Origin of the sequence: Mesorhizobium sp. M6A.T.Cr.TU.016.01.1.1, from assembly GCF_003952585.1 — a bacterium.
Taxonomy (GTDB): Bacteria; Pseudomonadota; Alphaproteobacteria; order Rhizobiales; family Rhizobiaceae; genus Mesorhizobium; species Mesorhizobium mediterraneum.
The window spans coordinates 673,674-687,212 of the sequence record NZ_CP034452.1; the positions used below are offsets into that span (position 1 = coordinate 673,674).

Annotated in this window: 14 protein-coding genes; 2 read left to right on the forward strand and 12 right to left on the reverse strand. The window is 63.1% G+C overall.

Annotation, left to right across the window (positions count from 1 at the left end; translation table 11 throughout):
• Nucleotide 1 precedes the first annotated feature (1 nt).
• The 4 genes from EJ075_RS03140 to EJ075_RS03155 are packed head-to-tail and all read right to left on the reverse strand — an operon-like array spanning nt 2 to nt 3,404.
• Nucleotides 2–757 carry an ABC transporter permease subunit gene (locus EJ075_RS03140; RefSeq protein ID WP_126103313.1) on the reverse strand — a complete coding sequence of 252 codons (756 nt, stop codon included), beginning with the start codon at nt 755–757 and terminating at the stop codon, nt 2–4.
• Nucleotides 758–763: 6 nt separating this feature from the next.
• A complete protein-coding gene (locus EJ075_RS03145) occupies nt 764–1,567 on the reverse strand; it encodes an ABC transporter ATP-binding protein (protein ID WP_126103314.1) in 804 nt (267 codons plus the stop codon).
• Nucleotide 1,568: 1 nt separating this feature from the next.
• Complete coding sequence (locus tag EJ075_RS03150; RefSeq protein WP_126103315.1) at nt 1,569–2,396, reverse strand: ABC transporter permease; 828 nt, start codon at nt 2,394–2,396, stop codon at nt 1,569–1,571.
• Nucleotides 2,397–2,408: 12 nt separating this feature from the next.
• Nucleotides 2,409–3,404, reverse strand: coding sequence for an ABC transporter substrate-binding protein (locus tag EJ075_RS03155; protein ID WP_126103316.1), 996 nt, complete (start codon nt 3,402–3,404; stop codon nt 2,409–2,411).
• Between the two features lie 178 nt (nt 3,405–3,582).
• On the opposite strand from EJ075_RS03155, the gene EJ075_RS03160 reads away from it, so the two are divergent.
• Nucleotides 3,583–4,275 carry an FCD domain-containing protein gene (locus EJ075_RS03160; RefSeq protein WP_126103317.1) on the forward strand — a complete coding sequence of 231 codons (693 nt, stop codon included), beginning with the start codon at nt 3,583–3,585 and terminating at the stop codon, nt 4,273–4,275.
• A gap of 66 nt (nt 4,276–4,341) precedes the next feature.
• Here EJ075_RS03160 and EJ075_RS03165 read toward each other — a convergent pair whose 3' ends face one another.
• The 8 genes from EJ075_RS03165 to EJ075_RS03195 form a co-directional block, all read right to left on the reverse strand.
• A complete protein-coding gene (locus EJ075_RS03165) occupies nt 4,342–5,769 on the reverse strand; it encodes an aldehyde dehydrogenase family protein (protein WP_126103318.1) in 1,428 nt (475 codons plus the stop codon).
• Between the two features lie 40 nt (nt 5,770–5,809).
• Nucleotides 5,810–6,895: an ABC transporter ATP-binding protein gene (locus tag EJ075_RS03170; protein ID WP_126103319.1), complete on the reverse strand. Its 1,086-nt coding sequence runs from the start codon at nt 6,893–6,895 to the stop codon at nt 5,810–5,812.
• Nucleotides 6,885–7,493: a cupin domain-containing protein gene (locus tag EJ075_RS03175; RefSeq protein WP_126103320.1), complete on the reverse strand. Its 609-nt coding sequence runs from the start codon at nt 7,491–7,493 to the stop codon at nt 6,885–6,887. Before EJ075_RS03175 ends, EJ075_RS03170 begins: the two co-directional genes overlap by 11 nt.
• A gap of 190 nt (nt 7,494–7,683) precedes the next feature.
• Nucleotides 7,684–8,754, reverse strand: coding sequence for an ABC transporter substrate-binding protein (locus EJ075_RS03180; RefSeq protein ID WP_126103321.1), 1,071 nt, complete (start codon nt 8,752–8,754; stop codon nt 7,684–7,686).
• Entirely contained in the window at nt 8,739–9,617 is an 879-nt protein-coding gene (locus EJ075_RS03185; protein ID WP_126103322.1) for an ABC transporter permease, read from the reverse strand. Before EJ075_RS03185 ends, EJ075_RS03180 begins: the two co-directional genes overlap by 16 nt.
• A complete protein-coding gene (locus EJ075_RS03190) occupies nt 9,614–10,501 on the reverse strand; it encodes an ABC transporter permease (RefSeq protein ID WP_126103323.1) in 888 nt (295 codons plus the stop codon). The genes EJ075_RS03185 and EJ075_RS03190 overlap by 4 nt, the downstream gene beginning before the upstream one ends.
• A gap of 86 nt (nt 10,502–10,587) precedes the next feature.
• Nucleotides 10,588–10,755: a hypothetical protein gene (locus tag EJ075_RS34110; RefSeq protein WP_348627358.1), complete on the reverse strand. Its 168-nt coding sequence runs from the start codon at nt 10,753–10,755 to the stop codon at nt 10,588–10,590.
• On the reverse strand, nt 10,709–11,866 hold the full coding sequence (locus EJ075_RS03195) for an FAD-dependent oxidoreductase (protein WP_348627359.1): 1,158 nt from the start codon (nt 11,864–11,866) through the stop codon (nt 10,709–10,711). The genes EJ075_RS34110 and EJ075_RS03195 overlap by 47 nt, the downstream gene beginning before the upstream one ends.
• Nucleotides 11,867–12,132: 266 nt before the next feature.
• On the opposite strand from EJ075_RS03195, the gene EJ075_RS03200 reads away from it, so the two are divergent.
• The gene (locus EJ075_RS03200) at nt 12,133–13,290 is read left to right on the forward strand and encodes a fumarylacetoacetate hydrolase family protein (RefSeq protein WP_126103324.1); all 1,158 of its coding nucleotides are present in this window, start codon (nt 12,133–12,135) and stop codon (nt 13,288–13,290) included.
• Nucleotides 13,291–13,539 lie beyond the last annotated feature (249 nt).

Below are 13,539 nucleotides of genomic sequence, written 5' to 3' on the forward strand. Positions count from 1 at the left end.
TTCACTGTCTTGCTCCTGCATAGTATTCGACTTTGGCTTCGGCCCTTTCGATCAGTTCGGCGATCAGCAGGGCGAAGGCAAAAAGGATGATGGTCAAGGCCCAGAATTCGGCCATGCGGAAATTTCGCGAGAAGGTCTCGAACAGCGCGCCGTAGCCGACGATGGCGACGAGCAACTGGCCGATGACGACGCCCTTGACGCCGCGGATGAGGCCGAGGCGGATGCCGGCGAGGATCTCCGGGAGTGCCGCCCACAGGATGATCTTGGTATAGAGCGCCGGGCGCGAGGCGCCATAGGAACGCGCCATCTCGATCAGTGACGGCGATATGTGGCGGACCCCGGCGCGTGTGTCGAGAACGATGATCCAGATCGCAAACAGGAACACCGCTGCAACGATCGTCTTCTCGCCGAAGCCGAACAGGATCATCAGCACCGGGACGATGGCCGAGAGCGGTGCGCTTGAGAAGATGTTGACCCACATGCCGAGCAAATCGTCGGCGATCTTGACGCGTCCCATCAGGATGCCCAGGGGCACGCCGACTACGATCGACAGGGCCATGCCCATGGCGAAGGCGCGAAGGGTCGTGACCGTCGCGCTCTGCCAGGACGGGGTCTGCACCAGATCGACGGCTGCTGCCAGCACGTCGCTAAACGGCGGCAGCAGAAAGACAAGGTCCAGCCGGCCGACGATTTCCCATACGACGCACCAGACGAGCAGGGATGCCATCATTGGTACACGGTAGCCAAACAGGGTCATGGCCGATCATTCCACATATTGCTTCAGCCCCTGCCAGATCTCATCGACCGTATCGAGATAGTGCCTGTCGCGATGAATGCGCTCCGGATCGCCGGAGCGATCGATTTCCGGCTCGATGATCTGCGAAACCCGACCGGGCCTCGGTGACAGCAACACGATCCGGTCGGAGATGTAGACCGCCTCCTCGATCGAATGCGTCACGAAGATGAAGGTCTTGTTCTGGTTGGTGCGCAGCCGGATCAGATCTTCCTGGAACTTCCGCCGGTTCTGCTCGTCGACCGCCGAAAACGGCTCATCGAGCAGCAGGACATCGGCATCGACCGATAAAGCCCGCGCCAGGCCGACGCGCTGGCGCATGCCGCCCGACAGCTCGTGCGGATATTTGTCCTCGAAGCCGGCGAGCCCCACCTCGGCGATATAGTGGCGGGCGATGTCCTCGCGCTCGGCCTTGTTCGTGCCGCGCAATTCCAGCCCGAAGGCCACGTTGCGTGTCACGGTCGCCCAAGGCATCAGCGCAAAGTCCTGGAACACGAAAGCGCGTTCGGGGCCTGGGGCGCTGACGCGCTTGCCGTTGATCGCGACGGTGCCGCCATCAGCCCGTATCAGCCCGGCTATGATCTTCAACAGCGTCGTCTTTCCGCAACCGCTGGGTCCGAGAAGGCTGGTCAGCTTGCCCCTGGGAAAGTCGAGATCGATGCCGCGCAACGCCTCGACATTGCCGTAGGTCTTGGAGATTCCTCTCACTTCCACGATTGAATCGATCGGTGCGGGAACCGGTGACGGTCCATTTCGCAATGCGGTCGCGCCCATGTTAAGCACCTCTACTCTCGGGCCTGAAAACACGGACTTCCACCCACTGCAGAAAGACGAGCGTCAGGGTGGAAAGCGCGATGATCGAGGCAATTGTTGCGTACATCTCGGCGTAATCTGCGCGCGAGCGGTGGAAGGTGATGAGGTCGCCGATGCCGGTCGGGGTGATCAGCAGCTCGGCGAGCACCACGCCGACGAACCCGGCAGCGACGCCGAGGCGCAAGCCGGCAAAGATCACCGGGCTGGCGTCCGGAAGAATGATCTTGGCGACGGTCTGCCAGCGTGTGCCCATGAACGATCGGCACATGGCCAGCAACGACTCGTTGACGTTGCGCACGGCCTTGTAGGTGTTGAGCACGATGACCGGCAGCGCCAGGATCATGACGGCGAGCGTCTTGGCGGTCATGCCGATCCCGTAGACGAAGGTGACCATTGGAATGAAGGCGGCGACGGGTGCAGCCTGAAGCACGATGAACACGGGGATTAGCAGCCATTCGCCGGTGCGCCATAGACCACAGATCGTGCCGAGACCGACACCCAGGAACGCCGACAAGACAACGCCGAGCACCAGCGGCTGCAGCGTCGAGAGGTAGGCAGTTGCCAGGCTGCCATCGGCGAGCAATCCGAAAAACGCGACGATCGTGTCGGAAAAAGTTGGGAAGGCGAAGCTGACGGGAATGCGGCCGGCCACCTCCCAAATTCCTGCGAACAGGGCGATCGACACGAGCCTGAGCAGGATCGGCTGGTCCCACGATGCGCCCGTGGTGCTGCGATTGGAAAGGGGAGCGAGGCCGGCAGCCTCGCCGTCGGTTCTGATGCTTACGGCCATCCGGCAGGCCGCCTATTTCTTGCCGAGCTTGGCGACAGCGCGGTCGAGTGCCGAGACATCCCAGAAGTCCTCGACCTTGAGGCTCGCGGGATCGCCTTCGATCTGGCCGGCAAGGCTGAAGAAGGCGAAGTCGTCTGCGGCCGCATCGGCGCCGCCGCCATTCAGCGCAAGGCTGCCGGCTTCCGCGGTTTCCTTGTAGTATTCGGTGATTTCGCTATCCGCTTCCGCGCCGAGATCCGGCAGCAATTTGTACTTGTTGCGGAGCTCGACCGCCACCGCCGGGTTCGCGGTTATCTCGCGCGCGGTCTTCATCAATTCCTCGACCAGGATGTCGACGTCGGCGGCGTTGTTCTTCAGATAGTCTGCGGTCGCGAAAAGCGCTTCGTCCGAGGCGCCGAGATCCTCGACCGGCAAGACGATGAACTTTCCGGGGGCTTCGGCCTCGAGCGCGCGCCTGTTGGCGGCGTCGACGATCGACGCCTTGATGGTTCCCTGGAGCAGCGCATTGCGGCGAACCTCGGAACCCGGGACATAGCTGATGTTGCCGAGCTTGATGCCGTGATTTTTCGCCATCAGGAGCATGACGGCCTCGGTGCCAGAGCCGCGCGCCTGAACGGCGACTTCCTGCCCGTCGAGATCCTTCCATTCCTTGTAGAATTCGCTGTTGACGACGGGAAAGAAGCGCAGCGTCGATATCTGCGCAAAGATGCGAATCGGCACGCCCACCTTCTGGATCAGAGTATAGGGCGCGCCGATGCCGACATCGGCCTGGCCGCCGACAATGGCCTGGGCAGCCAGATCCTCGTCATTGAGAACGATGAGCTCGACATTCACGCCGCGTTCCTTGGCGCGCTCTATCGCGGCGAGTGTCTGGATGGATTCTATACCGGGAAGGTCGCCGAATGCGATGCGCATGTCGCCCGCATTTGCGGCCGACAGGGGCAGTGCCCATGCCAGGGCCGCGGCAAAAGCGGTGGCAAGGATGGTACGTCTGGTCATGCTGGCCATTGTCATTCCTCCCGTTTCTTGTAACCATTACCTTAATTGGTTAAGGCCACAGACCGGATTGGTCAAGGAGAAACTGCGGCGTGTCGGACACGTTCGCCCAGAAAACTCGGCAGTTGACGGTTTGCGCTAATCGTTTTAACACCAACAAAGGGAAATCCTATGCGAATTGGTTAAATTGATGGACGATCCCGGAAATGGCGGCCACGCCGCCCTGGTTCAGCTTCAGGCCTATCTTGCCCAGATGGACCATGCCGGCGAGACTCGGCTGCCTGCCGAGCGGGAACTGTCCGAGAGCCTCGGCGTATCGCGCGGCGATCTGCGCAAGGCGCTGGCGGTGCTCGAGAAAGACGGCCGCATCTGGCGTCACGTCGGCAGGGGCACCTTCGTCGGCAGTGGACCGGTCGAGGAGACGATTGGGATTTCGGAAATCGCCGGGCGCACGAATCCGGCCGACGTGATGCGCGCGCGTCTCATCATTGAGCCCGAGATTGCGCGCGAAGCGGCGCTGCACGCCACGCTTTCGGATATCGCATCGATGCGGCAATCGCTGGTGCAGACGCGGGAAGCCGTCACATGGCGGCAATATGAGAACATCGACAATCTGCTCCACCGCCAGATTGCGCAGGCGAGCCGCAACAATGTGCTGCTCGGCCTGTTCGACGTCCTGAACGCGGTGCGCCGAACCGTGGTCTGGGGACGTCTTCGTTCAGATGGCGCCCGTCCTCCGGCGGACCATCACAGCTTTGCCGACCATGAACGGATCGTCGAGGCGATCGCCGAACGCGACCTTGGCGGCGCGGCCGCGGCGATGCGCCTGCATCTCCAACAGGTCGAGCGGCGCCTGATCCCTGTCCGCGAAGCCGCCGAATAGCTTGGATTGGCCACGCTACAGCGCCGCGCGTCCTTCTTAAACGCGCGGCGCTGTTCGGGTCATGCGCTAGGCGCCGTAGCCGATGATGCCCTTGATCTCGAGGAAATCATGGATCGCCCAGTCGGCATATTCGCGGCCGTTGCCGGATTGCTTGTAGCCGCCGAAGGGCGCGAACGTATCCCACTCCGGATAGTTGATCGAGACCTGTCCGGCGCGCAGGCGGCCGGCGACTTTTCGCGCGTGATCGATATCCCCGGATTGCACATAGGCGGCGAGGCCATAAACAGTGTCGTTGGCGATCTTCACCGCGTCGTCGTCGTCATCATAGGAGATGACCGAAAGCACCGGCCCAAAAATCTCCTCCTTCTCGATGGTCATGCCCGGCGTGACGTGACCGAAGACGGTCGGCCTGACATAGTAGCCGCGGTTGAGGTGCTCCGGCCGGCCGGGACCGCCGGTGACCAGCGTAGCACCCTCGGCGATGCCGGCCTCGATCAGCCGCTGGATCTTGTCGAACTGGATGTTACTGACCACCGGACCGAGCTTGGTCTCTTCCGAGCGCGGATCACCGACCTTGTGCGCTTCGGCCGCTTTCTTGGCGATCGTCAGCGCCTCGTCGTGGCGGGCCGCCGGCACCAGCATGCGCGTCGGCGCGTCGCACGACTGGCCGCTATTGCCGAAACAGGCGTTGACGCCCTGGCGCACGGCCGCCTCGAAGTCGGCGTCGGGAAGCACGATGTTGGCCGATTTGCCGCCGAGCTCCTGCGCCACGCGCTTGACGGTCTCGGCCGCCGTCTTGGCGACGATGATGCCGGCCCGGGTCGAGCCAGTGAAGGAAACCATGTCGACATCGGGATGGCCGGCCATGACCTGCCCGACGTCGGGACCGGTGCCGTTGACCATGTTGTAGACCCCCTTCGGCGTGCCTGCCGCCTCCATCACTTCCGAAAAGATGACGCCGCTGATCGGCGCGATCTCGGAAGGCTTCAGCACGACCGTGCAGCCGGCGGCGATCGCCGGCGCCACCTTGCAGACGATCTGGTTGAGCGGCCAGTTCCATGGCGTGATCAGCGCGCAGACGCCGATCGGCTCCTTGACCACCATGGTGCCGCCGCGCTTCTCGCTGAATTCGTAATCCTCCAGCGCTTTGATGGTGGATTCCATATGCGCCCTGCCTGCCCAGGCCTGCGCCTCGCGCGCCCAGGTGATCGGCGCGCCCATCTCCTGGGAGACAGCTTGCGCGATATCCTCGTAGCGCTCGTTGTAGACCTCGAGGATGCGCTTCAGCAGCTTCAGACGCTCGGCCTTGCTGGTTTGGGAAAAGGCCGGAAAGGCCGCCTTGGCCGCTGCCACGGCGCGATCCACATCGGCCTTCGAGCCGACGGAGATTTTCGTGTAGGCCTCTTCAGTAGACGGGTCGATCACATCCAGCGTTGCCGGCACCACGGGCGCGACCCATTTTCCGTCGATAAAGAAGTTCAGATGATTGCTCATCGGGTAATGCTCCGGTTTTCTGGAAAAGATAGGGAACAGATTAGCTGGGTAGCATAGGGCAGTTAGCGCCACGGCGCAGGCTGATATGCGCCACGTCGCCGACGCTGAATTGAAAACCTTCCGCCCGGCGTGGCGCGTCGATAACCACCGGTATCCCCTGCCCCAATTCGGCGTGCAGGCGCAAGGTGCGGCCGTGAAAGACGATGCTGCTCACCCGCGCCGGCGCGGTGCCGGTCGCCGCTTCGGTTGCTGCCAAAAGATCCTCCGGACGCACGCCGATGGTTCGCACCGCGCCTTCACCCGGTGCTTCGCCGGTTTCCGACGTGGCTTCCAGCGGCAAGGCGCCGGCGTTGAAATGCAACCGATCGCCGTCATGGCCGACAAAGCGCGACTGCAGCAGGTTCATCGTGCCGATGAAACTGGCGACGAATTTGGTGGCGGGCCGGTCGTAGAGCGCTGCCGGCGGTGCGATCTGCTCGATACGGCCCTTGTTCATGACGACGATGCGGTCGGAGATCGACAGCGCCTCGGTCTGGTCGTGGGTGACCATGACGAAAGTGGTGCCAAGCCGCGACTGCAGCCGCTTCAGCTCGACCTGCATCTGTTCGCGCAGATGCGCGTCGAGCGCCGATAGCGGCTCGTCGAGCAACAGCACACGCGGTTCGCAGACGATGGCACGGGCAAGCGCGACGCGCTGGCGCTGGCCGCCCGACAATTCGGACACGCGGGCGCCGAGCTTTTCGGCAAGGCCAACCATGTCGAGCGCTTCGCCGACGCGCTTTGCCTGTTCTGCCCCGGAAAGCTTGCGCAGCGACAGGCCGAAGCCGACATTTTCGGCGACGTCCATGTGCGGAAACAGCGCATAGTCCTGGAACACGGTGTTGACCGGCCGGTCAAACGGCCTGAGTGCCGTGATGTCACGGCCTTCGAGCAGCACCCGCCCGCTCGACGGGCTTTCGAAACCAGCGATCACCCGCAGGCTGGTGGTCTTGCCGCAGCCGGAGGGTCCGAGCAACGTCAGGAACTCGCCGCGGGCAATGTCGAGATCGATGGTGTCGAGACCGACGATGCCGCCGGGGAACATTTTCGACACCGCATCCAGCCGGACGAGAGGATCAGGCGCCATCGCGAACCTCGGACGGCTTGGTCGTGTTGACCCAGAGAATCTGGCAGCGCTCGACGCCCGGATTGCGGAAGGCATGCAGCAAGGTGCTCTTGAAGGCGAAGCTGTCGCCGACCTTCAGCCCATAGGTGGTGGAATCGACCACCAGCTCGACCTCGCCCGCCATGACGAACCCGAATTCGTGGCCGGCGTGCGCATAGGCCTCGGCGGTGCCGCCGCCGGCTTCCACCGTCACCAGCATGCCGGTGAGCGTGGCGGCCGGCGGCGACAGCAGCGCCTTGGCAATGCCTTCCGATTTCACCGGGATTTGCCGACGGCTGTTGGCGCGCACGCAATAGAGGTCGTTGCCGGCATCGTTGCCGTCGGCGATCAGCGCCGACGGCTCGATGTCGAGCGCGGCGGCAAGCGGCCAGATCACCTTGACGCGAAGCGAGGACAGGCCGCGCTCGATCTGGCTGAGCGCACCGATCGAAACGCCGGCCTTGGCGGCAAGCTCGGCCAGCGAAAGATTGCGTCCCAGCCTGAGCGCCCGCACGCGCCGGCCGACCCGCACATCGGCGTCGTCCTTCGGCTTTTCAGCGGTTTCGTTTCGTATGTCCATCTGTTCGTCCTCGTTTACGGCACGGCGGCTTTCCCTTCTCCCCCTGTGGGAGAAGGTGGCCGAGCGAAGCTCGGTCGGATGAGGGGTGTTCCAGCTTGGCACCAACGGCGCTCCGGCCAGCACCCCCCAACCGTCTTGGCGCTGCGCGCCAATCCACCTTCTCCCACAAGGGGAGAAGGGAAGGCGAGACTCAGCCGCCTGCCTTGACCTTCTCAAACATCTTGGCGAGTTCGTCATTCTGTTTCATCGGCCCGGTGAAGACGGTGGTCTTCAGCATCACTTCCGGATCGGACGGCAGCTGCAGTTTCTCCAGTTCTTCCTTCGGCACCGCAGCGAAGGCCGAGCTGGTCGAACTGCCGTAGCCATAAGCCTGGATCAGGTATTTTCCCGAATCCGTCTCCAGCCGGCTGTTGATGAAGTCATAGGCGAGATCGACGTTCTTGGCATCCTTGAGCATGACGAAGCCGCACGACCAGGTCAGCATTCCTTCCTTCGGCTTCATGAACTCGACCGGAACGCCCTGCTTCTTGAGCGAGGTGGCTGACGCATTCCAGGTCATGGCGGCGACCAGCTGGCCGCTGGCCAGTGCCTGTTCGACCGAGGTCATGTCGGTGGTGTAGTTAGAGAGCAGCGGGCGCTGCTCGCGCAGCTTTTCCGCCACCTTGTCCATCTGTTCCGGCGTCATGTCGAATGGATTGACGCCGGCGAGAAGGGCCGCCACCACGGGCGTGTCGTGGACGGCGTCGATCGTCGCCATGCGCCCGGCATATTGCTTGTCCCACAGCAAGTTCCAGCTCGGTTCCGGGTTCTTCACGAGATCGGTGCGGTAGAGGATCGAGGTGTTGCCCCAGTCCCACGGCACCATCCAGACCTTGCCGTCGCCGGCCTGCAGGTCGGGCAGGTTCCTGAAGACCGGAAAAATCGAATCCCAGTTCTTGATGCGCTTGGTGTCGATCGGCTGCAGCAGGCCTTCCTTGTTCCAGCGCGCCACCTTGTCGTAGCAGGGATGCGCGACATCAGGGCGGAAACCGGCCTTGACCTTGGTGAAGGCATCATCGTCGTCGCCGAACATCGAGGCTTCTACGCCATCGGGGTGTGCGACGAGGAAGCTCTTGTTGAAGTCGGGCAGTTCGTAGCCCGACCAGGTGAAATATTGCAGCTTGTCGGCCGCAAACGCGACGGTCGACGAAAGCGCCAGCGCGAAGGCGGCCAATCCGGCTTGGACTGTCTTACGATTTATCGATTTCAGGTCGAATGCCATTGCAGTTCTCCTCTTTCGGTTTCTTCTGGTTTGGACAGGTCGGCGGGCACCGGCCGCTGAGCGGCGGCGAGCCCACGATGGCGCAGGATTTCGGCCATTGCCGCGATGACGAAGGACAGGGCCAGGATTGCCGTGCCCAGCGCCATGACGGTCGGCAGCGACTTCGGGAATCGCAGCTGGCTCCAGATGTAAAGCGGCAGCGTCGGCTCGGTGCCGGCCAGGAAGAAGGCGACGATGAACTCGTCGAAGGAGGTCAGGAAGGCCAACATGAACGCCGACACAATGGCGGGCAGGCTGAGCGGCAGCATGACCCGCCTGAATGTCGTCCAGTCGGAAGCGCCGAGATCGAGCGCGGCCTCGCGGATCGTCTTCGGGATAGCGGCGAAGCGGCTTTTCATGATCACCACCGTCGTCGGCAGCGCCACCAAAATGTGGCCGAGGACGATGGCGATGCGCGACGGACCGAAGCCGATGAGATTGACCAGGATCAGCAGCGAGATACCGACGATGACGCCGGGGATCAGGATCGGCAGCCGCGCGATGGCGCTGATCGTGAGGGCAAGCGGCGAGCGGCCGTAGAGGTCCATATAGGACACGGTGATGCCGCAAAGCGTCGCGCCGGTGGCGGCAATCGCGCCGATGACGAGGCTGTTGGCAAGAGCGCCGGACAACGCCGAATTGCCGAACAGCGTCGCGTACCATTCAAACGTGAAGCCTTGCAGCGGAAACGCCGCCTGGATCGAATCGTTGAAGGAGAAAAGCGGGATCAGCGATACCGGCAAATAGAGAAATACCAGATAGACAAGCACGTAGGCGCCGAGCCAACTCCCACCTTTCTTTGCGTCTATGCGCGCCGCGCTCATGTCCGGCTGCCAAACCTGCGGTCGGCGAAACGCACGACCAGCACCACGGCGAGGATGACCAGCATGACGGCGACGGCGAGCGCTGCGCCGAATGGCCAGTCATTGGCCTTGCCGAACTGGGCCTGGATCAGCGTGCCGATCATGGTGCTGGCAGGGCCGCCGACCAGCGCCGGGGTCACATAGTCGCCAACCGTCGGCACGAAGACGACGAGGGCCGCCGCCAGCACCCCCGGCATCGAGTTCGGCAGCACGACGCGGCGGAAGCTGGTGAACGGTCTGGCGCCGAGATCGGAAGCGGCTTCGAGCAGCGATTTCGGGATGGTGTCCAGCGCCACATAGATGGGCAGGATGGCGAATGGCGCGTAGGCGTGAGCCAGCGTGACGACGACGGCCGCCGGCGTGTTGAGAAACGCCAATGTCGGCTCGGACCAGATACCGCTTTCGATCAGCGCCGAGTTCAGCACGCCATTGTAGGCGAGCACGATCTTCCAGGCGAAGACGCGCAGGAGATAGCTGGTCCAGAACGGCAACGTCACCAGAAACAACAGCAGGCCGCGCCGCCGGCCGGCATGGAAGGCAAGATAATAAGCGACCGGATAGGCGGTGACGACCGTTGCCAGCGTCACCAGACCGGCGATGGTCAGCGAGCGCAGCGTCACCGTCCAGTACAGCGGGTCGGACACCACCGTGATGAAATTCGCAAGGGTGAAACCGGCGCCCAGCAGCGAACCATCATTGCCGCGAAAGGCGAGGAAGAGCACGAGGCCGAGGGCAAACAGGATCAGGAAGAAGGTGACCAGTCCGCCCGGCAGCAGCATGGCCAAGTGGAAACCCGAAGAAAACCGGGATTCCGGCGGCGGTTGCATCGCAACGGTGGTCGACATCGTCTTACCCTATGGGAATTTTGAAATCGCCTAAGATTTTTTCATAATCATGAAACTGTCAAGCTGATTCCTGCGCCGGCATGAAATCAGCGCTCGAATGCATCCAGCATACGATACCAGGCGATCGTCGCGGCAACGCCGATCTGCCGAAAGGCGTGCAACGGGATCGGCCGGATCGGAGAGACCGGAAACGGCAATTGCCTGGCATCACCGCTCGCCAGATAGCCAGCAATGCGCTCGCCAAGCGCGGTCATCAGGCCGACGCCACGGCCCTGGCAACCGACCACGGCCATCAGGCCCTGCTCGGGCTCGTGGATATGCGGGAGATGATCCGGCGTCATCGCCACCCGACCAAACCAGCGCTTTTCGACGGCAACGCCGGACAGCGCCGGATAGAGCCGGAGCAGCGCGCGCTCGCGCCCAGTCACCTTCGCTGGTCGGCAGCGCCATCCGGCCGCGCCCGCCAAGCACCAGCCGCCCGTCGGCGCTCTTGCGGTAATAAACGAGGATGCGGCGCGAGTCCGAAACCGCTTGCCCCTCCGGCAGAATCCCGGCTGCCAGATCGGGCGACAGCGGCGCTGTCGCGATCTGGAAGGAGTGCAGCGGAACGATTGTCTCGGCGAGACCGGGGAGCAAATCCCCGGTATATGCGTTCGTCGCCAGAATGACCGCTTTCGCCTGCAATTCGGCGCCGCCTTCCGTCGAGATGCGCCAAAGGCCGGCGTTCTTGTCGAGGCGCACCACCTTCTGGCGCTCGGCGATCTTCACGCCTGCGGCCGAGGCGATCCGTGCCAGCTCCGACGTGTAGGCAAGCGGATCAATAACGCCAGCGCGGCGGTCGAGCCAGCCGCCGAGATAGCCCTGCGCGCCAGTCAACGCGGCGATCTCGGTCTGACTCAGAAGCCGGACATCGGCGCCGCGGGCCTGCCACTGGCGGTCCCTGTTCGCCGCCGCCTTCAGCGCCGTCTCGGTGTGCGCTGCCTGGATCCAGCCGTTGCGAACGAACGGCACCGCCAGTTTCTCGTCGCGGATCAATTCGAAGACGGCGTCCGCCGTCGAGGCGGCAAAATTGACGAGGATCTCGCCGCGGTCGGGGCCAAAATGCTCCAGCAGCCATTCCGGATCATATTTAAGGCCGGGGATCACCTGGCCGCCATTCAGGCCCGATGCGCCCTGGCCGATCTCGCCGGCTTCCAGCACCTGCACGGCAAGCCCGAGCCGGGCTGCATGCAAGGCGGTCGACAGACCGAGGATCCCGCCACCGACGATAACGACATCGACACGTTGCCCGCCGGGAAAAAGCGACTGGAACGCAGGGGCCGCCGGAGGCTTCTGCCAGATCGGATCGGAAAACGGTATGGGCAAAGGTCACCTGAAATGGGCTTAGTCAAATGAAAATCCTAGAGATGATTTCATGATTTTGAAAGGCGTTTTGACCTCGGCATTAGCGGATTGAAATGGACGACGTCCGGCGATGCGAAATGCAGCGGAGGGCTCGACCGCGAGGAACGGGATAGACCTTTGGCGGGAATTTGTTGAAAGTGCCGCCGCCGCTGGCCAGGCTTTTGATGAACCGTTGGCCCGGCAGCGACGACCGTCACAGCAGAACAAGACAGCAGAGGACCGCAGCCATGACGAACACCACTCTCCTGCCCGACGAGGGCCTCTTCATCGGCCGCGCCCGGACAAGCGATAGGTCCCATCCGCTGGTGGTCACGGTGCGCGACGGCACTGTCTTCGACATCACGTCGAGCATGGCACCAACCGTGCGCGACGTCTGCGAGATGCCGGATCCGGCAGGCTACGTCCACGCTGCCGGGGGCGAACCAATCGGGTCGTTTGACGCAATCGCCGCCAACAGTTTCCAGGCCACGCGCGATCCGCAAAAACCATACCTGCTTTCCCCGGTCGACCTGCACGCCGTCAAGGCGTCTGGTGTCACCTTCGTCGTCAGCCTGCTCGAACGGGTCATCGAGGAGCAGGCGCGCGGCTCGGCGGAAAAAGCCGACGCCATTCGCGCCGACATTGCCGGGCTGATCGGTCACGATCTGTCGAAGCTCAAGCCAGGCTCGCCGGAGGCGATGGAGATCAAGGCCAAGCTCATCCAGCGCGGCGCCTGGTCGCAATATCTGGAAGTGGGTATCGGCCCCGATGCCGAGATCTTCACCAAATGCCAGCCGATGGCGTCGGTCGGCTTCGGCGCCGATGTCGGCCTGCATCCGGTGTCTACCTGGAACAATCCGGAGCCGGAGATCGCCATGATCGCCGCCAGCAGCGGCCGGATCGTCGGCGCGACGCTCGGCAACGACGTCAATCTGCGCGACGTCGAGGGGCGCTCGGCGCTGTTGCTCGGCAAGGCCAAGGACAACAACGCCTCGGCAGCACTTGGTCCGTTCATCCGGCTGTTCGACGATAGCTTTTCCATCGATGACGTGAAGCAAGCCACCGTGCGTCTGAAGGTCGAGGGCGAGGACGGTTTCTCGCTGGAGGGCGCAAGCTCGATGGCCGAGATCAGCCGCTCACCGGAAGAGCTGGTCGCCGCAGCGATGGGGCCGCATCACCAGTATCCCGACGGGCTGGCGCTCTATCTCGGCACGATGTTCGTGCCGTCGAAGGATCGCGGCGAAAAGGGCAAGGGTTTTACGCACAAGATCGGCGACATCGTCACCATCTCGTCGGAGAAATTCGGCGCCCTGGTCAACCGGGTGCGGCTGTCGCCCGACTGTCCGCACTGGACCTACGGCGCCAGCCATCTGATGCGCGATCTCGCCAAGGCCGACCTTATCTAGGTTCCCGTCCCGCCTGCGCCTTGTCTTCGGCGACGAGGATCCGCCTGCCTGGAAAATATCAGCCAAACTGATGCAATCTGATGGGACGAGTGATGGCGCATTGTCGCGCGCCAACTACCACTGGCAAATGGAGGCTTGCCATCGACCGAAAAAGCGGATGCTCTGATGCATCCAGATCGGCGCTGGCAAGAATACGATCAGGGTTTGCCGTGATCGTCGTCGGAGGGAGGCAGTTCAAAATGGGAGGAA